We start from the raw sequence: 20065 nt of genomic DNA, 5'->3' as shown, positions 1-20065 counted from the left end.
CAAAGGTTCCCATTATTAAGGTTTCTTGGAGGTAAATACGTGACGTTATGGCTTGGAATACCCCTCGGATTGCTGGTACTGGCAATGATCCTGGTTCTGTCTTCATCTATCGATTTCCGCATCCGGTGCTATAAACATGACAAAAATGATCTGATCGAGTTAGATGTTAAGACACTTTTTGGTCTGATCAAACTCCACTATGAACTGCCTCGATTGGTCTTTAAGGGATTGGAGCAAGGCGTGCTTGGGAAGTTTAAAGAGACGGGTACCGCGACTACAGGTGTTGACACTGTAAAGGAAGAGCAATTCGATAAAGAAAGAATTGAGCGCTGGCGGGACAATGTACAGCTAGCAGTGAAATCCACACGTGGATTGAAGAAATGGTTCAAGGAAACTGTATCACATGTCAAAGTATCAAAGCTCGACTGGTCCACAGACTTTTCACTAGGTGATGCGGCAGACACTGCCATAGTATCAGGAGCCGTCTGGGGATTGAAATGGAGCATCGTTGGATTTATTTCGCAGAGGGTCAAATTGAAACACAATCCACGAGTGTTTGTGAAGCCTGTTTTTCAAGATGAGCATTCTTTTTCAATGGAGTTCGTATGTGAGGGTAAATTGTCCGTTTCCTATGCCGTATACGCATCATTGCAGCTTATTCTTCGTGTCTTGAGGGAGGCGGGGGGAATCAGTAAGTGGAGAAAAATACTAAAACGGATGCGTAGGGAGTCTCATGGGCAAAGTTTAGAATGAAAGTTACATACAAATGCGTGGATGTGGGGATGATAAGCGCTGTAGAAGCAAGAGAAATCGTACTCAATTAAGGAGGAAACAATATGAGCGACCATCCTATTCAGGGTCTAATGCAAACAGCGATGGAAAATATCAAGGGCATGGTAGATGTTAATACGATTGTTGGAGATCCAGTACAAACACCTGACGGTAGTATTATTCTGCCGATTAGTAAGGTGGCCTTTGGGTTTGCTGCAGGGGGTAGTGATTATCGAGTAGAGGATTCTATAAGTGGATCAAGCTCCCAAGGCGGTGTCAAAATGCTTCCTTTTGGTGGCGGTAGTGGGGGCGGTGTCTCCATCAGACCGATCGCTTTTCTAGTGGTTGGTAAGGATGGGGTAAACATTGTGCCACTCGACAATCAAACGCATTTGTTCGAAAAAATTATCGATGCCACGCCTGGGCTCATCGACAAAATCCAGACCATGTTCCAAAGCAGCAGTTCTTCAGGTCAAGCTGGGTCAACTGCTACACAAGCACCACAAGCACAAGCATCACAAGCACCTGCTAAACCCGATCCAAGTACATCCCAATCTTCAACACATTAGGTACACATAATTCAACAAATAGCCTCGGGGATATCGCCTTACATCAGGCGGTGTCCCTTTTTGTGTGGAGAGGACATACCCTAAGGCTGGTCCGCATACACTTGTACAACATAAGCATGAAATGAATGACTTTACTTAAGAACCGATAAGAATCCGGAGGATAAATATGAAGACAATAACCCGTAAATTTCCAATCGCCTTATTACTGAGCATTTTGCTGCTGTTTCTGACACCGCTAACTTTGATTCATGCGGAGAACAGCTCCATATCTACGCATGCAAGGGCAGCGGCGCTGATTGATGTGGAATCCGGGCGTATTTTGTATAGCAGTCGAGGAGATGAGCCGATGCTTATTGCCAGCCTGACTAAAATAATGACTGCCCTCGTCGCTATTGAGAATGGTGATTTAGCATCCAAAGTCAAAGTTGGTAAAAATGCTTTCGCCAAAGAAGGCTCCTCTATTTATTTACAGCAAGGTGAAGAGATGACGCTGGAAAATATGCTGTATGGTCTAATGCTGCGATCTGGGAATGATGCGGCAACAGCGATCGCTGAACATATCGGCGGTTCTGAAGAAGGGTTTGTATACCTGATGAACAATAAGGCTGAAGAGCTCGGATTAAAAAATACTCATTTTGCTAATCCGCATGGTCTAGATGCTGAAGGCCATTATTCGAGTGCTAACGACTTAGCTGTGCTGACGGCGTATGCTCTTCATAATCCTGTATTTAAACAAATTGTGAAGACACAGGAGAAAACTGCAGACAATCCAAATGAGAAATGGGATTACAAGTGGAGAAACAAGAATAAAATGCTGTACTTATATGAGGGCGCAGATGGTGTGAAGACAGGATATACCAAAAAAGCGCTACGCTGCCTTGTCAGCTCAGCGACCAGAAACGGCCAGCAGCTTGTCGCAGTGACCATAAATGATGGGGATGACTGGAATGATCATGCCTCACTGCTAAACTTCGGGTTTAATCATTATCCACTAAAAACAATGATCGAACGCGGGGACCCCGTGAGCGGTTATGACTTCGTGACAGCCAAAAAATTCGCCTATCCGCTCGGACAAGGGGAGCAGGATAGAGTGACCACCAAACTTGTCTTAAATCAGATCCCTTCGGCGTCAGCCAAAGCTGCAAGATCAAACTTTGGATTACAAGGGGTTCTCGTTCTTGATCTAGGTGGCAAGGAGATAGGCCGGGTTCCAGTATATACACGAGAGTCCTTACCACCTGAGGAATCCGCTTATACTAAAAAATACAGTACAACGCAAGCACACACTTATCCTGCTGATAATTGGTTTCAGGCTATAGGGAGTGCACTGAAGGCGTTATTTAAATTGGGTGAAAGTTCCAAGTAAGCAGATAGCTGAATAATGAAGAGGGAGGCGTATCCATGATTAACGGGATCTGGCTAGGAATGATCATCATCGGTTTTCTGTTCGCCGCCGTTAACGGCAGAATGGATGAATTTACAGCCGCCGTATTCGACGGAGCCAAGAGTGGGGTTACAGTAAGTTTCGGCTTAATAAGTGTGCTTGTATTCTGGCTAGGAATCATGCGGATCGCAGAGGATGCTGGTTTGCTTAAAAAAATAGCCAAGATTCTTGGGCCAATCGTAGCCTTCCTCTTTCCAGATGTGCCGAAGGGCCATCCTGCAATCGGATATATTCTCTCCAACATGAGCGCTAATTTGCTTGGACTTGGCAATGCGGCTACACCTATGGGAATCAAGGCGATGCAGGAGCTGCAGAAGCTCAACCCGGATAAAGAAACGGCCACACCAGCCATGTGTACCTTACTGGCGCTTAACACAGCAAGCATTACGCTAATTCCCGCGACACTAATTGCGATCCGATTGAATTACAATTCGGCAGATCCTGCGGGAATAGTAGGCACAACCCTCGCCGCAACGGCTGTGGCGACTCTTGCGGCTATAGCGGCTGACCGGTTTTTCCGAAGGATGACATTGCTGCGCAAACCTCCAAAGCCGCCGTCAGCAAAGTCTGGTTCTGCTCCATTGGCCAAGACGTCGCTGCCTAATTCTTCATTGAAAGGGTGAGCATGACTTGTACCAGTTAATCAGTCTCCTATCGGCATGGGCGATTCCGGTCATGATTACGTTCATCCCGCTCTATGCTTTTACGCGTAAAGTCCCGGTGTATGAGTCATTTGTTGAAGGGGCGAAGGATGGATTTGGAACGGCAATCGCGATTATTCCTCATCTTGTGGGAATGCTTGTGGCGATCAGCGTCTTTCGCGCATCGGGCGCACTCGACTTTCTAATGGGATTCATATCTCCTGCTCTGCGGGGACTTGGCGTACCTCCAGAAGTACTGCCGCTCGGCCTTCTGCGGCCCCTCACTGGGACAGGCTCGCTTGCTTATACCACGGATCTGATTCGCGTTCATGGTCCGGATTCTCTAATCGGCATGATTGCCTCCACCATACAAGGCAGCACGGACACAACGCTCTATGTATTAACGGTTTATTTTGGAGCCGTTGGTGTGCGTAACGGACGTTATGCACTTAAGGTAGGTCTATTCTCCGATGTTGTTGGCTTCGTAGCCGCGATCGCAGTCTGCCTCCTGCTTTTTGGGTAGGAGGCGTCACCCCCTTTCCTTCCTCGACATATGCTATTGCAGCAATGTGGAGGGAGGCAATCCGCTATGAACTACAAAGGTTTTATTCTGCATCAGTCTCGCTGTACTTCCATTAATGGCAAAGGCTTTGATTTCTGGGTTGGTGTGGACGGAGCCATTTATGCAGCACCACTGCTGACCGATCCGGAGTATATTCACATTTGCTTGGAAGGTGATTTCAGCAGGGAAGATGGTATTCCTCCATTATCTGGAAGGAAGGAACAGCTATTTGCCACAGGTAAACTCATTTTAGAACTGGTAGAGCGCTACCAAATCTCCCCTTTAATCATCGAACCCCACAATATTTACTGCCCAGGCGCATTTTTTCCATGGAATGAACTTGTGATTTATCCCTCTGATGGTTATCATTAATCTGAGGTGACTAGTCGAAAATGGAAAGATTACAGAAAATTTTGGCGCAGGCAGGTGTGGCGTCCAGACGTAAGTGTGAAGAAATGATTTTGGCCGGTAAAGTGGAAGTCAACGGGGAACTCGTAACTACGCTTGGCACGAAGGTGGACCCCGCAACAGATATTATTAAAGTCTCCGGTAGACTGATCCGGGGAGAGAACAAAATCTATATTATGTTCAACAAACCTAAAGGAGTCATTACAAGTGCTTCCGATCCAAAGGGTCGCAAGGTTGTAACAGACTACCTTAAAGGAATTACAGAACGGGTTTACCCTGTAGGCCGTCTGGATTATGATACGGAAGGACTGCTGCTGTTAACGAATGATGGAGATTTCGCTAACTTGCTTACCCATCCTAAGCATCATGTACCTAAGACGTATCACGCTACGGTCAAGGGTATTCCGCACGGTACTGCACTGGACAAGCTAAAGGCTGGGATCAAGCTGGAAGATGGTATGACAGCGCCTGCCGAAGTAGAGTACAAAGATATTGATGAAGCGAATAAAGAAGCAGTAATCAGCATTACGATACACGAGGGACGTAACCGTCAGGTACGACGCATGTTTGATGCGATTTCACACCCCGTTCTCCGTCTGAAGCGGATTTCATTCGGGGATATTATGCTGCAAAATCTTAAACGTGGATCTTACCGTCATTTGACTAAAGATGAAATTAACCATCTGCAGCAAATTGCCAAAGCAGGATTACTCAAAGAAAGAACTCCACGTAAAGAGTCATAAAGACACACAATATTCACAATTAAACCCCCTAATACTGTGACGAAATTCGCTATAATGTTCATAGGATGTTCACACCTTACAACATAAGTATGAGTTGCGTCACAGAAGGGGGCTTTACATGTGGGTAAAGCGAGAAAACCAATTCAAATCGTAATTCTGTTTCTAATCGTTCTAGTGGGTGGTTATGCCATTGGTTCCTCTGTATTTGGTGGAAGCGGAAAACCAGAGGAAGGTAGTAAAGCGCCTGCCATTGATTTGCTGGGTCTTGATGGACTTGGGCATACGTTAGACGAGTATAAGGGTAAGGCTATTGTGCTGAATTTCTGGGGCTCATGGTGCACGCCATGTGTAAAAGAAATGCCGGCTCTCCAAGCACAATGGGAAAAATGGAAGGACAAAGATGTAGTCGTTATTGGAATCAACGTAGGTGAAGATCAGATGACTGTCGAGAATTTTGTGAAGCAAGTCAATATTGATTTTCCGATTTTGATGGACACGGGACGAGACGCTGTACGAAGTTATGGTATTTCTCCGCTCCCCACTACTTTTTTTATTAATGCAAAGGGTAAAATTGACAGCATTCATATTGGCCAGCTTGATTTAGATTCACTAGATGATCAAATTGGGAAGCTGGTGGATTGATGAGTGAACGCGAGGCTTTTATAACCAATACCAAATGTGAATGCGGCCATCAGAACCCTGTAGGCACTGTTCTATGTGAAGCATGCGGAAAACCGCTTGGCAAAGAATCGGACTGGGGCGAGAATCTGGAAATGCGTTATGATGGTGTAGCCCGTCGTTCGCAGCGTGTTAATCCAAGCATTATTGATCGAGTTTGGAACTTTTTTTCATCTGTCAAAATAGCGATATATCTAATCGTTTTGACACTGTTAGGATCTATGCTGGGAACCATTTTCCCTCAGGAGAGTACTTTCCTTAATATTGATGCATCGAGTTATTATAAGCAGGAGTACGGAACAGCTGGGGACATCTACTATAAGCTTGGACTTTCACATACATACGAATCCTGGTGGTTTGTGACTCTACTCGTAATGATTGGTGCTTCATTAGTCATTTGTAGTTTGGACAGAGTACTTCCGCTATATAAGGCATTAACTAGGCAGAAGATTCGGAAACATCGTCAGTTCTTAACTCGGCAAAAGGCTGTGCTAGTTACTGAAGTGCAAGAAGAACCAGAAGCTTGGGTTGCTCGGGTGGTTCAGCCTATGCGTAAAAAGGGCTACCGAGTCAAGACGGATGGAGGAGCTCTGCTGGCAGAGAAACACCGCTTCAGCCGCTGGGGGCCTTACGTAATACATATTGGTTTGATTATTTTTTTACTTGCTGTACTGGCAAGAGGATTGCCGGGTCTCAACATGGATCAGCATCTTGCTTTCCCGCAAGGGGAGATTACACAGATTCCGGATACTACCTACTATTTAAAAAACGAGAAATTCACCGTAGAGTTCTACACAGATGAAGAGATGCCTGAGGAGTTTCGAGGCAAAAAGATCCTTCCAAAATTATTCCAAACTAAAGCAGTGCTTTATAAATGTACCGCGGATTGCGCAGATCCTACTAAGGAACCGCAGCTTACCGAGGTGACAACGCATAATATCCAAGTAAACTCACCTTTGGATTATAAAGGATTGAAAGCGTATCAGTTTGATTATGATCTAACACCTGTACTGCGTTCTGTACAGCCTGTGCTTAAGAATTCCACCACTGGGGAGTCGTACGGTAAATTCAAACTGGATATGAAGAATCCGCAGCGTACGATTACAGCGGGACCCTATACGATGACTTTAAAAGAGAAGTATATGGATTTTGGACTGAATGAGGATGGTCAGCCGATATCTAAGTCGCCTTATCCGAATGCACCAGCATTCTTATTCTTGATTCAAGGACCGAATTTGCCAGCGGAAGGGCAGCAGTACTTCTATTTTCCTAAGCAGGTAGATAAGTCTCAGTTTCAGCAGGTGGCTATTAACGATAAGCTTGGTGGCAGCAATAGATTTCTTGAGCTTGAAGTGGACAACATGAGCGATGTTGATTTTTCGGAATCGACTACATACTTGAATATACGTATTGATCGTGCAATGCCTTTTGTATGGTTAGGTGCAGCAATCGTGATGCTGGGTTTAATCCTTGGATTTTACTGGCAGCATAGACGCATCTGGCTTACCGTTGTAAACGGAGAGCTAATACTCGGAGGACATACGAACAAGAATTGGTTCGGTTTCCGTCGTGAGATCGTTTCTATTTTAGAAAAAGTAGATATGGTAGTCGATGAAAAATCAATAGATAATGGAGGAGGCCTTACATGAGCTTGCTCGATATCAGCAGTGCCGTCTTTATTGCCGCATTCTTATTATACAGCGGGTCGTTTATGTTATTCACTATCGCTATCATGGGTCGCAAGTGGTCGGGCCGCAAGCCAGAGGAACATACTGCTCGATGGGGTAAAATAGCTTTTATTGTTTCTTCTATAGGTCTTATCTTTCATCTTATTTATTTCTTTACACGTTGGTTTGGTGCAGGACATATTCCAGTCAGCAATATGTATGAGTTCATGACTTTCTTATCCATGATGGTTATGGTAGCCTTTACAGTGATGTACGCGATCTATCGCAAAGTTATTCTCGGTCTGTTTGCAGTTCCAATTAGCATTATTGTGATGGCGTACGCAGCTGTATTTCCACAGGAGGTTCAGCCGTTAATTCCATCCCTGCAATCGAACTATCTCAAGATTCACGTAACACTGGCAGCACTAGGTGAATCCTTTTTCGCGGTAGGTTTTGCGGCAGGGCTGATGTATCTGCTACGGACTGTTAATTTTTCCAGTAAAGAGAAGGCGGATCGTAAGCAACAGAGACTGATTGAATTTACTCTCTTTTCAATCATTGTTATAATTGGGTTTCTGGGTTCAGTTTTTGCTTTCCGCGGAGCAGGTTATGAGACTGTTTTTGTCCGTCCCAACGTTACGATTGACAGCGCAGGGCAGGAAAATAGTACAATAGAGAAAGTGAGTTATCGAATGCCGCCGATTGTGGCTCCTCACAATAGCGAAATAGAAAGCTTCCAGTCGTTTCTTGGCATGAAAGAACCTCTCTTTGAAGCTCCTTCATGGATGAATGGTGTGAATGCTGGCCGGAAGTTTAATACTGTAATCTGGTCGATTCTTTCCGGATTACTCCTTTACGGAATTCTTCGCTTGATCGTACGCAAGCCACTAGGCGCAGCGATTCACCCGGTTATGGAGGGGATTGATGAAGGCGATCTAGATGAGATAACGTATAGGGCAATAGCCATTGGCTTTCCTATTTTCACATTAGGCGCTTTGATTTTTGCAATGATATGGGCGCAAATAGCCTGGGGAAGATTCTGGGGATGGGACCCCAAAGAAGTCTGGGCACTCGTTACTTGGCTCTTCTATAGTGCTTATCTTCATTTACGATTGGCTCGTGGATGGCAAGGGCGAAAATCTGCCTGGCTTGCCGTTCTAGGTTTTTTGGTCGTAATGTTTACCTTAGTTGGCGTTAATCTAGTCATCGCCGGACTTCATTCTTATGCGGGGACGGACTGAGCATAGTTTACCTGCTAACACAGCACAATGGATTTAAGGTTACGTTCTACTGTATTTGATGAAGGGGTTGTTGTGAAATGGCAGATCATTTAAACAGAATTCTGGTAGTGGATGATGAGGAACGCATTCGCCGCCTGCTAAAGATGTATCTTGAAAAAGAAGGTTATGAAATCGACGAAGCTGAAGATGGCGAAATCGCTCTTCGCAAAGCAACAGCAAATGACTACGGTCTAATTTTGCTGGATGTTATGCTGCCTGGCATTGATGGAATGGAAGTGCTGACCCGACTCAGAGGGGTCAAATCGACACCTGTTTTAATGCTTACAGCTAAAGGCGAAGAGATTAATCGTGTACAGGGCTTTGAAATGGGCGCGGATGATTATGTCGTGAAGCCATTTAGTCCTCGCGAAGTGATTTATCGCGTGAAGGCCATTATGCGCCGTTCTTCAGCAACAGCATTTTTGTCCAAAGAGAGCAACTCCAGTAATAACATTGTATTCACTCATCTTATTATTGAGCATGACGCACACCGAGTAACTGCTGGCGGTGAAGAAGTGAGTCTGACACCGAAAGAATACGAACTGCTGCATTATTTGGCGATTTCACCGGATAAAGTGTTCTCTCGTGAAGAACTACTTAAAGATGTTTGGAATTATGAGTTTTTCGGAGATTTGCGTACAGTCGATACCCATGTTAAGCGTCTTCGTGAAAAACTGAATAAAGTATCACCGGAATCCGCGGCGATGATTACAACTGTATGGGGTGTAGGCTACAAACTTGAGGTACCTAAATAAGTGAACTTCTGGAGAAGTCTTGTCGGCAAGCTGTGGGTCACGATCATCTGCCTGGTCGCTGTCGTGCTTATTACACTCGGGTTGTTTCTACTTCCCTATATCGACAGCAACTTTGCTAATTCCGGCGATATCAAACGTTTATTTATGTATACGTGCATGATCGGATTTTCTTTGACGACATTCTTCGCGTTGTTCTTGTTTACCAAGATCACTCAGCCGATGCAACGTGTCATCGAGGCTGCAAACAACATTCGACGTGGTGAATACGGAACAAGGCTGACGCTGGTCACAAGTGACGAGATTGGCCAATTGGCGACTTCCTTCAACCATATGGCTGAGGAGTTGGAAGAGAATATTCGCAGTCTGCACCATGAGAAGGGCCATCTATCCAGTGTATTACGCAGCATGAGTGATGCTGTAATCACCTTTGACATCGAAGGCCAGATTATTCTGACCAACCCGCATGGTCAATCGCTACTTGAGAGCTGGAGCGATTTAGAGTGGGAACAAGAGAGTGACATTGAACCTCATACGGAAACGGCTGAGAGTAATGTTCCACCTCCCCTGCGTCCTTTATTTTTGAGCACGTTGAAACAAGGCGGCGATGAGCGTTCTAATGTACATGTCCGGCAGGGCGTGTGGTCCGTCCATATGGCACCTTTATATTCTGAGGGGAGCATTCGTGGAGTGGTTGCTGTTCTGCGTGATGTGACTGAAGAAGTACGACTCGAAAAAATGCGCCGTGACTTCGTGGCAAACGTCTCTCATGAGATTCGGACGCCATTATCGATGATGCAAGGTTATAGTGAGGCTTTACTTGACGGCATGGCATCTTCACCAGAGGAAAGCAGTGAACTGATTCAGGTCATTCATGATGAATCGCTCCGTATGGGACGTCTTGTAAAGGATCTGCTCGACCTTGCGCGAATGGAAGCTGGACATACGGATATGTTGAAGGCAGAAGTAGATGTGAACGAACTGCTGGAACGAGTGTATCGCAAATTTTCCGTACGTGCGAAAGAGCGTGATATTCATCTGCAGCTAAATAAAGAGAGCGATGTCCTTGTTCTTAAGGCAGCGGATGAAGATAAGCTTGAGCAAGTCTTAACCAATTTGCTCGATAATGCTTTTCGTCATACGCAGGGTGGCAAGAAGATCACAGTTCATACAGGAACTTGTGTCTTAGAAGGGCGTCGCTATTTTGAAATTAAAATTCAGGATGAAGGCGTCGGCATTCCGCAGGAAGATCTGCCTTATATATTTGATCGTTTCTACAAAGCCGATAAGGCACGTGTACGGGGAGAATCAGGTGGAACGGGACTCGGGCTTGCGATTGTTAAAAATATTGTTGAGTCGCATCACGGAACCATTTCAGCTTCCAGTAAGTTGGGCGAAAGTACAACCTTTACCCTAAGACTTCCTGTCGAAAAACAGTAATTCCAAACACAATGTGTGATAGCGCCTCTGACAGCAGAGGTGCTTTTTGTTGAAACAAACACATTAATCTTGTTCATCGTGGAACATATCTCATTGTTTATGCTTGGGAGGCCATCAAATGATTTTATCTTTAGACCAAGGGACTACCAGTTCACGAGCCATAGTGTTCGATGAGGACGCTAGAATCGTCTCACAAGGGCAATATGAGGTTGAACAATCTTTCCCACACCCTGGCTGGGTGGAGCATGACCCAGAGCAAATTTGGGCGTCACAGCTTGCAGCTGCAAGAGATGCGATTACTCAGGGCGGGATAACACCTCTGGAAGTATATTCCATTGGAATTACAAATCAGAGGGAAACGGCCCTGATCTGGGATAGAGCAACAGGCAAGCCGATTTATCCTGCGATTGTGTGGCAGGACAGACGTACTGCAGAGCTGTGTGAAGAGATCAAGAGTAAGGGGTTAGAGGGACTCATTGCTAGCAAGACGGGACTCGTTGTGGATGCTTATTTTTCTGCAACAAAATTCTCCTGGATTCTTGATCATGTAGAAGGCGCACGAGAGCGGGCGAATAATGGCGAGCTACTAGCTGGGACAGTAGACAGCTGGCTAATCTGGAAGCTTACTGGCGGGGCTGTACATGCTACTGATGTAACTAATGCATCGCGTACGATGCTATATAATCTACATGAGCGCTGCTGGGACGAAGAGCTAATGGAGGAGCTTCGTGTACCACGCTCCATCCTGCCAGAAGTGAGGATGTCCGGTAGTGAATTTGGAGCAGCAGACGCGCAGTGGTTCGGGACAGAAATACCTATTCACTCTGTATTGGGGGATCAACAAGCTGCTTTGTTTGGACATACTTGTCTTGAACCCGGCAGTGCCAAAAACACATATGGAACTGGATGCTTTATTCTGATGAATACAGGTACAGAAGCTGTAGTCTCCAGTCATGGGTTGTTGACCACTGTAGCTTGGGGAATGGGGGATGAGCTCTATTATGCACTCGAGGGCAGTGTGTTTGTAGCCGGAGCGGCTGTACAATGGCTTCAGGAGGGGTTAGGACTCATAACGGAGCCGGCAGGCTCGGAAGACAAAGCGCGGGAAGTAGAGGACAGTGAAGGGGTTGTCGTCGTACCTGCTTTTACTGGACTAGGTGCCCCTTATTGGGATATGTATGCACGTGGAGCAGTCTTCGGTCTAACTAGAGGAACCACCTCGGGGCATTTGGTAAGAGCAACGTTAGAGTCATTAGCATTTCAGTCTAGAGATGTAATTGGGGCGATGGAAAAAGATGCAGGCATGCCATTGACCGGACTTCGTGTAGATGGTGGAGCGGTTCGTAATGATTTGCTGATGCAGTTTCAGTCTGATATCCTCGGTAGTGAAGTTACTCGAACTACATATGCGGAGACGACTGCGCTGGGAGCAGCACTTCTGGCTGGATTAACCTCAGGAGTTTGGACAAGAGAGCAGCTAGAAAGCTTTAACAAAGCTGAGAGGGTCTTTTCGCCTGTAATGGGTATAGATGAGCGTGAACGACGTTACAACGCCTGGAAAGACGCTGTAGCGCGTACCATGGGCTGGGAAAAACATGAAAGATATCAGTGATCAGGGAGATGCATATGTCTATGTTTAATGGAACAGAATCTGATCTACCGAGTGGACTATCTAAGCCTGCACTTCGAGCACTTCATGGTGCTGGGTATACACAGATTCACCAAATCAGTAAGCTCACTGAGTCAGAGCTTCTGCAGCTCCATGGGATGGGACCAAAAGGGATTGATGTACTACGGCGTGCGCTCACTGAAAAGGGGTTATCCTTTGCCAGCGAGTCCTAAAGAACAGATCAACCTAAAAAGCGGCAAGCTAAGGATAATCCTTGGCCTGCCGCTTTTTAGGTTGTAACGCTTAATATTCAATAACAAATGCAACGTTTTGCCATCCAGCGCCCACTGTCCAGAACAGAACTTTATCTCCGCGTTCGATCTTTCCTGTAGTAATAGCTTTGTGTAGAGCGATAAACGGGCTACTGGTTGAGGTGTACCCGAATTCATCACCTATGTAAACCGCAACCTCACGATCAATACCCACTTTTTCACAAACACCAACGATATTAGGCAGTGAAAGCTGTGAGAAACAGGCCGCTTTAATAGATTCAGGCGCTATGTTGTTATCAGATAGAAGCGTGCGAATCGATTCAGAAGCAGCATCTACGCAAATGGAATCATCAAATGGAATGAACTTCACATTGAATTCTCCAGCCGCTACGCCTTTTCTACCCAGATTAGCCAAGCCTTCAGCCGGGAACATGGAGTTGCCATAAACGCATGTGTCTGTTTGATAGACAGAATCAATGAAGCCTACCGCATTATCATCGCGCACAAGAAGGACTGCCGCAGCTGCATCACCGAAGTTAGCATAATAGACTGGATCATTCTTATCTGCATGAGGTGCTACATAATCGGATCCGATGACCAAAGCACGTTTAATTCTAGGATTGGCTTGCATTTGACGGCTCACCTGTTCTACGGAAGCAGTCATACCTGCACAGTTAGCGTTGCTATCTATACAAATTGTATGGGATGCGCCGTTAATTAAACGGTGAATCATTAAAGAGTTAGTAGGAAAGATATATTCAGGAGTTTGACTTGCATAGGCAATAAGATCGATATCAGCGCCAGTGAGACCATTTTTATCCAACACATTACTGGCAGCCTCAAAAGCCATCGTAAGAGAATTTTCTTCCTCATTCTTAATGCTATAGCGCGTATCACGACCTAAAGTGGTCAGTAGACCTCGGATATCAATACCCTTTTCGTCAAAATGCTTAATAAAAAAGTCGTTACCAACTTTATTACTAGGATGATAGATATCAATGTCTTGAATACGAATTCCGGTCATATGAATGAATCCTCCTGAAAAACTCTATAGTTTTTTTAGTTATAAGAAGAATTAAGCTGTAACGGTGGAAATGATCTCGATGTTATCTAGTCCTGCTTTACGACCCAGACGAGCAAGCTGCATTTTAAGAATTGGGTTATTCTCAAGGGTTAGATTTACTTTTACAAATCCATCATTCTTAAACATTACGAAGCAACCTTCCAAAAGAGGTACAACATCAGGTGCAGTTACGTTTAGCTTTCTGCAGTCGATTTGTAATTCATAGTCTGCTGGAGTGATAGGATTAATAGTTTGTTGATAAGCTTGGATAGATTTCAGACCATCTTCTTCAGAAAATGTTCCTTCCAGCTCAATATTGATCACTTTTTTAGTAGTGTCTGTCTTTAAAATAAACTGTCCCACGTTAACATCTCTCCCGATATTTTAATTTACTGAAAATAGTTACTTTATTTCTTCAATCGTTTCGAGAAGAATATTAAAAGCGGTGATGATTCTAGGTGCCCCTATAGCGGGTACTAAGTGTAATAGAATACCTTTGAGTTGTTCTACAGTAACTCCCACACGAAGAGCCATGACATAATGAACACCCAATTGATCAAACTGACCCATCGAAATCAGGGCAGAGATAACTGCGATTTCCTTCCAGTCAGCTTCGATTGTGTTGCGTTGAAAAATATCGCCGTAGGCATTCCCCATAATAAATTCAGCCAAATCGGGGAAATGTTCTTTAATCGGAGCCAGTGCTTTAGCTCCGTAGTCTCCAGAGAGATTCGTGAAGTGGTTCAGACCACTGTTTACATTGTCTTTCATAAGTGACCTCCTAATTTAGGTTCAAAGTACGGTGAGCAGTCGGAGGGACCTCATCACGGTCTGTTAGCAGTTCAATGACGGCAACACGGTTGATGGCAACAGCGTCCTTGATGGCTGTTTCGAACTCCTCCGCTGTCTCACATTTGTAACCCTTAGCGCCTAGTGATTCTGCGAATTTCACAGCATCCATAGGGACTTCGTAGATAGTTCCGTCAATACGTCCTGTAGTTTTTTCCATACCTTTTAGAGCCATATCTAGCTGTTTATTATTCACAACAATGAATATGACAGGAATATCCTTGCAGACAGCAGCGTTAATCTCTGCGCCTAGCATCATAAAGCAGCCATCTCCTGTAATGCAGAAGATCGTTTCTTCTGGAGCAGCAACCTTTGCACCAATCGCCATTCCGATGGAATTACCCATACAAGCAAAGTAAGCATCGAAAACAAAACTGCCCGGTTTCTTAACCTTGTACCATTTCGCAGCATGGAAACCGTGACTTCCATCATCAACAAAGACTGTGCTGTTATAAGGAATCAAATCACTCATCGTACTCAAGACCGATGCAAGTGAAAGGTTTGGTAAAATCGGAGGCTCTTCGGTATAATCGGAATTTGTCGGTGCTTCGCGTTTTGTGATGTTGTTCGTGTCAATATTATTGAGATAGTAAACTAGATTGTCGCGTAGATCTCCAGTCACTGGAATCGTTTTAGAGAACAATATTTTTCCGACAAAAGTCGGATCGCTATCAAACTGAATTAATGTTGCAGGATGATTTTCCCTTTTAAGATTACAAATAGTCATATCACTTAAACGTGACCCGAGAACGATAAATAGATCACTTTGATTCAGCAAGTCATCCCCATGGGTACAACCGCCTACTCCAATTGGACCGTGATAGAGTGAATGATCCCAAGCTATAGCCCCTTTACCACCTGGAGATGTAACTACAGGAATATTAAATGTTTCCGCTAATTGAATTAGCTCACTATGTGCTCCTGAGCGGTTAACGCCCTTACCTGCGATAATTATTGGATTCTTAGAGTTATTTATAGCATCAAGTACACGGTCGATATTAGCATGGCTAACCAGTGATTCGCGTTCAGGGATTACAATATTACATTCCTCTAGCAATTCCGTTTGTACATCAAAAGGAATACAAAGGTGAACTGGACCACGATTACCGCTCAAAGCAATGGATATGGCATGATTAAAGATTGTGTTAAAGTGATCTCCACGTTCAATAAGCTTGCTATATAAGGTGGCAGGTCTAAACATATCAGCTAAATCAGCTAGAAAAGAGGTAGAGTCCTGACATTGGGGAATTCCAAGCTCTTTAATAGATTGATGGCCAGTAATAAATAGGACAGGTAGGTTGTTAGCCTTAGCATGTGCTGCTGCAGTTAATAGGTTTGTTCCACCAGGACCTGAAGTACCAAAAGCTACACCTAGTTTTCCAGTTTTAAGCGCATACCCGGCTGCTTCGAAGCCGGAACTGGACTCATGTCTCCCAGGAATAAATTCAATACCGTAATCTACCATTTTAAGAACAATAGGACAAATGGATTTCCCAATAATACCAAAGGAATGGGTAACACCTAGGTTCCGTAGTGCTTCCGACATGTAATCTGCGACTGTCTTCAAAAAATACACCTCACAAGTTGATTGTTATTTTAAAATCAAACATTAGAAAACCTGTGCTCTGAATTAGGGCACAGGTTGGTGGCATAAATCGCCATAGAGACTGAACAATAGTTCAGTCGTCTTGGTTTTCTGCAACCTGGCAGTCATGGCCTCTGATTAAAAATGAGGCTGTAGATCCATGGTTTTGCGTCATCCTCTTTCGAAGATTTTGCCAATATTAATTTTAAAATTTATAAGAAGAATTTTCCTTTACAATATATTCCTAGAGTACCTTTGTCAATATATTTTCGCAAATTAACTCGAATTTTGACGAAAGTCTTGTCCAACCTATGAAATAATAGATATAAAAAAACTCCCCCTAAGTCAAAACTTAGGAGGAGTTTTTGGACTTGTTTATATGATTTGCAAGTGACTTAAAACTTGAAAATATGGATAGTCTTCTGTAGATTAAACACAGCCTGTGTCATTTTCTCAGTTTCTTCAGCGACGGACTGCAGGGCATTAATTTGTTCATTCATAGCGGCGGATACTTCCTCGGTGCCGGCAGCGGTTTGCTGTGTGATTGCAGAGATATTCTCTATTGCACTTGAGATTTTCAAGGCACTTTCCAACATCAGATCACTTTCAGCAGAGAAGGAAGAGATTTGCTCGGTAATATACTGCACACTTTGCACAATTTGAGCAAAGATATGAGCAGATTGAGTGATCATCTCATTCTGTACCTGTACGACTTCTTCGTTGATAGCGATATTGTCAATCGCTTGTTTGATATCAGTTTCGATGCTCCGAACTAAGCCAAAGACTTCCTTCGTTGAAGCCGTTGATTCTTCGGCAAGTTTACGAACCTCCTGTGCGACTACAGCAAATCCTCGACCATGCTCCCCGGCGCGTGCTGCTTCGATGGAGGCATTCAGCGATAAGAGGTTGGTCTGTTCAGCGATCTCTGTGATGGTTTTTGTAATCATCGTAATTCCGCGAGCATTATGAGACAGGGCTTCGATAGTATCAGCTACTTTTTGAGTAGCCTGGATGTTTTTGCGCATGCCTTCAGCTTGAGTATCAACGGACTGCCGTCCTTGTTCAACTAGTTCTAATGTATGTATTGAACGTCTGTTCATTTCTTTCGTTGAGTTCGTATAATTGGATACTTTATTCTCAATATCTTTAATGGATTCTGTCATTTCAGCGATATCCGTAGATATTTCATTTGCACCAAGAGCTAGCTCGTTAGACGAAGAGGCTACCTGTGCCATGACAATTTTCAAATTCTGATTCTTATCTTCGATTCCACGGCTTGCATCCATAACTTGACGAGTGATTTGTGATGCTTCTGTCAAAATCTTCTTGAGCTTGTCAATCATAGTATTAAAGGAACGACTTACGTCCCCCATAGAGCCGTTCTCATCGGCTCTACTAGTAAAATCCCCTTTTGAAATACTATGAGATACATTCGCGATGTCATCAAATGAAGATGTAAGCGTTCTCTCGATAAAGCGGGCCACGGGGAAAGTTAGAGCAGCAAGAACTACGATTAGAACAATACCCAAAATAATGTTGCCTAAGATCATAAAAGTAACTAAAACAGGAATGGCAAATAGTGCGGCAACGAGGTAACATCCGGCAACAATTCTTTGTTTTAACGGAAGTTTATGCATCCAGTTCATTGGTATAATGTCCTCCTTATTAATATTATGTATTGGTGTTATTATATGGGATTTAAAGGTGATTGGTCTATAGTAAGAACTGACATAAATCTTCTTTTCGGAGTAGTTCTTTAGATTTCGTGTCAAAAATCCTCATAAATAGCGGAAATTTTTGCGATAGCAGACTTTACCATCTCTAAAAGTTCTTGCGGTGAAAGTACAATAACCGAGGGACTAAAAGAAAGGATTATCCGGCAGGCCGACTCGATCGTATTAAATTCGGCATCTACGTTTACCCACTCTGCTTTGCTAGTTGGCTCTATCAATTGGACAGAGACGAATCTTTCTCGCTGTAATTCTTTTAAGACAGAGGTTCTAACCCTTAGCTTTACTTGATACTTTGGCAGTGCTGCTTTAAAGGCCGTGGTGGACTCTTCCCAGTACTGTTTTAAATCAAAGTCATCAGGTCTTTTAAACCACTCATGTGTCTCCTCAACGTTAACTAATCTGGACACACGAAAGGTCCGTAGTTCATCTTTGCTTTTGGCTACGACATACCATACTCCGCGTTTTGCAACTAACCCAAGAGGTTCAATGAAACGGACCGTTGTCTCGTTGCTCCGGAGATAAGTGATTTTTACTTTGCGGTCCTCCCAAAGTGCTCTCTGCAGTACAGAAAGGAACGGATAAGTCTCATCCGAAGGATGCCAACTGGCGCCATCAATATGAATACGCTCGCTTAGGTAATTTGCTGGGTTACTAAGTCGATGTGAGGATGCAGCCTCTAGTTTGAGAAGAGCGGAAGAGTAGTCGTCTTGTATCCCCAGATCCTTCATTATAGATGCGTCAGCGGACAGAAGCAGTGAACCAATCTCTTGTGGCTTCATTCCCGTTAGGGAGGTTCGGTACCCTTCAGTAAGCATCCAACCTCCTTCACGACCACGTTCAGCTAAAATGGGTATTCCTGAAGCACTTAATGCTTCCATATCACGAAACACAGTTCGTTCTGATACCTCGAGTGTTTGGGCCAATTCTCTAGAAGTCATTTTTCCACGATTTTGCAACAGAAGTAATATTGATAACAAACGGTCGGCTCTCATTAGGCTATTGTACCTCCTCGAATTATTGATTAGACGATCACCATTAATCATTTCTAAATCATGATTATATTATATATGTCAGTTGATGTCATATATACGGGCTATACTTATAAAACGTAAGGAATGTTCACAGAATTTTGAAATCCGAATTCAGGTGGAAAGGGTTGAGGGCTATGACATTGAAAGGGAAAGTCGCATTGGTTACCGGGAGCAGCAGAGGTGCTGGGAGAGGGATCGCTCTAGAACTAGCAAGAAGAGGTGCTTTTGTCTATATTACAGGGAGGACCACAGATGTATCCGTCACAGAGCATATTAAGGGGAGCATAGATAGCGTACTTAGAGAAATAAAAGAGAGTGGAGGTTCTGGTGCGGTAATACGATGTGACCATACGAAGGATCAAGAAACAGAAGCAGTGATCCGCCAGATCGCTGAAGAGCAAGGTCGGCTCGATATCTTAGTTAACAACGTATGGGGAGGCAATGATTTAGCTATCGAGCAGAAGCCTTTTTGGGAGCTGCCTACAGCTCATTGGGACAATATGTTTAATGCCGGTGTGAGAGCACAGATGATCACAAATTATTACGCAATTCCCTTGATGCGCAAGGCAAAAACTGGTGGTCTAATTATCCATACAACCTTCTGGGATCATTATAAATATTTAGGCAACTTTTATTATGATCTTTCTAAAAATGCACTTTTACGTATGGCTTTCGGATTGTCGAAGGAGTTAAAGGATGACGGCATTGCGGTTATGCCACTTTCACCTGGATGGATGAGAACAGAAGCGGTTCTAGAAGCCATGAATACAGATGAGGAACATTGGCAAGAAGTTGAGGAACTGAAAATGAGTGAATCGACGACATATATTGGTCGAGCAGTGACTGCACTAGCCGCTGATCCAGAGGTTATGTCTATGTCCGGTGAGCCACAGCAGGTTGGAAAGCTTGCTGAAAAGTATGGTTTTACTGATATTGATGGAAGGATAATCCCTTCGTTCATAATATAG

General features: G+C 44.1%; 21 protein-coding genes and 1 riboswitch. Of the genes, 15 read left to right on the top strand and 6 right to left on the bottom strand.

What is annotated here, in order from left to right:
- The first annotated feature begins 39 nt into the window (after nt 1–39).
- From MHI27_RS21780 to MHI27_RS21715, 14 genes are all read left to right on the top strand, one after another.
- Complete coding sequence (locus tag MHI27_RS21780; RefSeq protein ID WP_405174691.1) at nt 40–753, top strand: DUF2953 domain-containing protein; 714 nt, start codon at nt 40–42, stop codon at nt 751–753.
- Between the two features lie 83 nt (nt 754–836).
- Nucleotides 837–1340 (top strand): GerW family sporulation protein, encoded by a 504-nt coding sequence (gene ytfJ / locus MHI27_RS21775; RefSeq protein ID WP_405174690.1) that lies wholly within the window; start codon nt 837–839, stop codon nt 1338–1340.
- A gap of 166 nt (nt 1341–1506) precedes the next feature.
- Entirely contained in the window at nt 1507–2706 is a 1200-nt protein-coding gene (locus MHI27_RS21770; RefSeq protein WP_042190269.1) for a D-alanyl-D-alanine carboxypeptidase family protein, read from the top strand.
- 35 nt (nt 2707–2741) lie between these two features.
- Nucleotides 2742–3407, top strand: coding sequence for a nucleoside recognition domain-containing protein (locus tag MHI27_RS21765; RefSeq protein WP_042190267.1), 666 nt, complete (start codon nt 2742–2744; stop codon nt 3405–3407).
- Between the two features lie 52 nt (nt 3408–3459).
- Nucleotides 3460–3948 carry a spore maturation protein gene (locus MHI27_RS21760; protein WP_042190265.1) on the top strand — a complete coding sequence of 163 codons (489 nt, stop codon included), beginning with the start codon at nt 3460–3462 and terminating at the stop codon, nt 3946–3948.
- A gap of 66 nt (nt 3949–4014) precedes the next feature.
- Nucleotides 4015–4359 carry an N-acetylmuramoyl-L-alanine amidase gene (locus tag MHI27_RS21755; RefSeq protein WP_379424373.1) on the top strand — a complete coding sequence of 115 codons (345 nt, stop codon included), beginning with the start codon at nt 4015–4017 and terminating at the stop codon, nt 4357–4359.
- Nucleotides 4360–4379: 20 nt separating this feature from the next.
- A complete protein-coding gene (locus MHI27_RS21750) occupies nt 4380–5138 on the top strand; it encodes a pseudouridine synthase (protein WP_036676166.1) in 759 nt (252 codons plus the stop codon).
- A 120-nt stretch (nt 5139–5258) separates the two neighbouring features.
- Nucleotides 5259–5780, top strand: coding sequence for a redoxin domain-containing protein (locus tag MHI27_RS21745; RefSeq protein WP_042190261.1), 522 nt, complete (start codon nt 5259–5261; stop codon nt 5778–5780).
- On the top strand, nt 5780–7465 hold the full coding sequence (locus tag MHI27_RS21740; RefSeq protein ID WP_076284548.1) for a cytochrome c biogenesis protein ResB: 1686 nt from the start codon (nt 5780–5782) through the stop codon (nt 7463–7465). Before MHI27_RS21745 ends, MHI27_RS21740 begins: the two co-directional genes overlap by 1 nt.
- On the top strand, nt 7462–8724 hold the full coding sequence (gene ccsA, locus MHI27_RS21735) for a cytochrome c biogenesis protein CcsA (protein WP_042190256.1): 1263 nt from the start codon (nt 7462–7464) through the stop codon (nt 8722–8724). The genes MHI27_RS21740 and ccsA overlap by 4 nt, the downstream gene beginning before the upstream one ends.
- A 77-nt stretch (nt 8725–8801) precedes the next feature.
- Nucleotides 8802–9518, top strand: coding sequence for a response regulator transcription factor (locus tag MHI27_RS21730; RefSeq protein WP_036676174.1), 717 nt, complete (start codon nt 8802–8804; stop codon nt 9516–9518).
- A complete protein-coding gene (locus MHI27_RS21725; RefSeq protein ID WP_076284549.1) occupies nt 9519–10955 on the top strand; it encodes an ATP-binding protein in 1437 nt (478 codons plus the stop codon).
- Nucleotides 10956–11073: 118 nt separating this feature from the next.
- Nucleotides 11074–12567, top strand: coding sequence for a glycerol kinase GlpK (gene glpK / locus MHI27_RS21720; protein ID WP_405174689.1), 1494 nt, complete (start codon nt 11074–11076; stop codon nt 12565–12567).
- A 14-nt stretch (nt 12568–12581) separates the two neighbouring features.
- On the top strand, nt 12582–12797 hold the full coding sequence (locus tag MHI27_RS21715) for a DNA-binding protein (protein ID WP_339242753.1): 216 nt from the start codon (nt 12582–12584) through the stop codon (nt 12795–12797).
- 70 nt (nt 12798–12867) lie between these two features.
- Here the strand turns inward: MHI27_RS21715 and MHI27_RS21710 are convergent, their stop codons facing one another.
- The 6 genes from MHI27_RS21710 to MHI27_RS21685 all read right to left on the bottom strand — a co-directional run bounded on the left by MHI27_RS21710 (nt 12868) and on the right by MHI27_RS21685 (nt 19058).
- Nucleotides 12868–13860, bottom strand: a complete 993-nt coding sequence (locus tag MHI27_RS21710; RefSeq protein ID WP_042190247.1) for a 3-oxoacyl-[acyl-carrier-protein] synthase III C-terminal domain-containing protein — start codon at nt 13858–13860, stop codon at nt 12868–12870.
- A gap of 51 nt (nt 13861–13911) precedes the next feature.
- Complete coding sequence (locus MHI27_RS21705) at nt 13912–14262, bottom strand: hypothetical protein (RefSeq protein WP_042190245.1); 351 nt, start codon at nt 14260–14262, stop codon at nt 13912–13914.
- Between the two features lie 39 nt (nt 14263–14301).
- Entirely contained in the window at nt 14302–14670 is a 369-nt protein-coding gene (locus tag MHI27_RS21700; RefSeq protein WP_042129622.1) for a carboxymuconolactone decarboxylase family protein, read from the bottom strand.
- Nucleotides 14671–14680: 10 nt separating this feature from the next.
- Nucleotides 14681–16324 carry a thiamine pyrophosphate-binding protein gene (locus tag MHI27_RS21695; RefSeq protein WP_405174688.1) on the bottom strand — a complete coding sequence of 548 codons (1644 nt, stop codon included), beginning with the start codon at nt 16322–16324 and terminating at the stop codon, nt 14681–14683.
- 118 nt (nt 16325–16442) lie between these two features.
- Nucleotides 16443–16538: riboswitch (cyclic di-GMP riboswitch) on the bottom strand.
- Between the two features lie 190 nt (nt 16539–16728).
- On the bottom strand, nt 16729–17979 hold the full coding sequence (locus MHI27_RS21690) for a methyl-accepting chemotaxis protein (protein ID WP_042190241.1): 1251 nt from the start codon (nt 17977–17979) through the stop codon (nt 16729–16731).
- A gap of 122 nt (nt 17980–18101) precedes the next feature.
- The gene (locus MHI27_RS21685; RefSeq protein WP_076284553.1) at nt 18102–19058 is read right to left on the bottom strand and encodes a YafY family protein; all 957 of its coding nucleotides are present in this window, start codon (nt 19056–19058) and stop codon (nt 18102–18104) included.
- Between the two features lie 173 nt (nt 19059–19231).
- Between MHI27_RS21685 and MHI27_RS21680 the strand changes: the two genes are divergently transcribed.
- Nucleotides 19232–20065: an SDR family NAD(P)-dependent oxidoreductase gene (locus MHI27_RS21680; protein ID WP_076284554.1), complete on the top strand. Its 834-nt coding sequence runs from the start codon at nt 19232–19234 to the stop codon at nt 20063–20065.

It is taken from the genome of Paenibacillus sp. FSL H8-0261 (assembly GCF_045040645.1).
Classification (GTDB): Bacteria; Bacillota; Bacilli; order Paenibacillales; family Paenibacillaceae; genus Paenibacillus_AQ.
The sequence above is the reverse complement of the archived record's forward strand: the minus strand, read 5'-3'. Positions and strand labels throughout refer to the sequence as shown.

Excerpts from the sequence above, each read along its gene's own strand:
- MHI27_RS21690 (WP_042190241.1), bottom strand. The coding sequence starts at position 17,979 with ATGAACTGGATGCATAAACTTCCGTTAAAACAAAGAATTGTTGCCGGA.
- MHI27_RS21715 (WP_339242753.1), top strand. The coding sequence starts at position 12,582 with ATGTCTATGTTTAATGGAACAGAATCTGATCTACCGAGTGGACTATCT.
- MHI27_RS21755 (WP_379424373.1), top strand. The coding sequence starts at position 4,015 with ATGAACTACAAAGGTTTTATTCTGCATCAGTCTCGCTGTACTTCCATT.
- MHI27_RS21770 (WP_042190269.1), top strand. The coding sequence starts at position 1,507 with ATGAAGACAATAACCCGTAAATTTCCAATCGCCTTATTACTGAGCATT.
- ccsA (WP_042190256.1), top strand. The coding sequence starts at position 7,462 with ATGAGCTTGCTCGATATCAGCAGTGCCGTCTTTATTGCCGCATTCTTA.
- MHI27_RS21700 (WP_042129622.1), bottom strand. The coding sequence starts at position 14,670 with ATGAAAGACAATGTAAACAGTGGTCTGAACCACTTCACGAATCTCTCT.
- MHI27_RS21765 (WP_042190267.1), top strand. The coding sequence starts at position 2,742 with ATGATTAACGGGATCTGGCTAGGAATGATCATCATCGGTTTTCTGTTC.
- ytfJ (WP_405174690.1), top strand. The coding sequence starts at position 837 with ATGAGCGACCATCCTATTCAGGGTCTAATGCAAACAGCGATGGAAAAT.
- glpK (WP_405174689.1), top strand. The coding sequence starts at position 11,074 with ATGATTTTATCTTTAGACCAAGGGACTACCAGTTCACGAGCCATAGTG.
- MHI27_RS21680 (WP_076284554.1), top strand. The coding sequence starts at position 19,232 with ATGACATTGAAAGGGAAAGTCGCATTGGTTACCGGGAGCAGCAGAGGT.
- MHI27_RS21710 (WP_042190247.1), bottom strand. The coding sequence starts at position 13,860 with ATGACCGGAATTCGTATTCAAGACATTGATATCTATCATCCTAGTAAT.
- MHI27_RS21760 (WP_042190265.1), top strand. The coding sequence starts at position 3,460 with ATGATTACGTTCATCCCGCTCTATGCTTTTACGCGTAAAGTCCCGGTG.
- MHI27_RS21730 (WP_036676174.1), top strand. The coding sequence starts at position 8,802 with ATGGCAGATCATTTAAACAGAATTCTGGTAGTGGATGATGAGGAACGC.
- MHI27_RS21750 (WP_036676166.1), top strand. The coding sequence starts at position 4,380 with ATGGAAAGATTACAGAAAATTTTGGCGCAGGCAGGTGTGGCGTCCAGA.
- MHI27_RS21740 (WP_076284548.1), top strand. The coding sequence starts at position 5,780 with ATGAGTGAACGCGAGGCTTTTATAACCAATACCAAATGTGAATGCGGC.
- MHI27_RS21685 (WP_076284553.1), bottom strand. The coding sequence starts at position 19,058 with ATGAGAGCCGACCGTTTGTTATCAATATTACTTCTGTTGCAAAATCGT.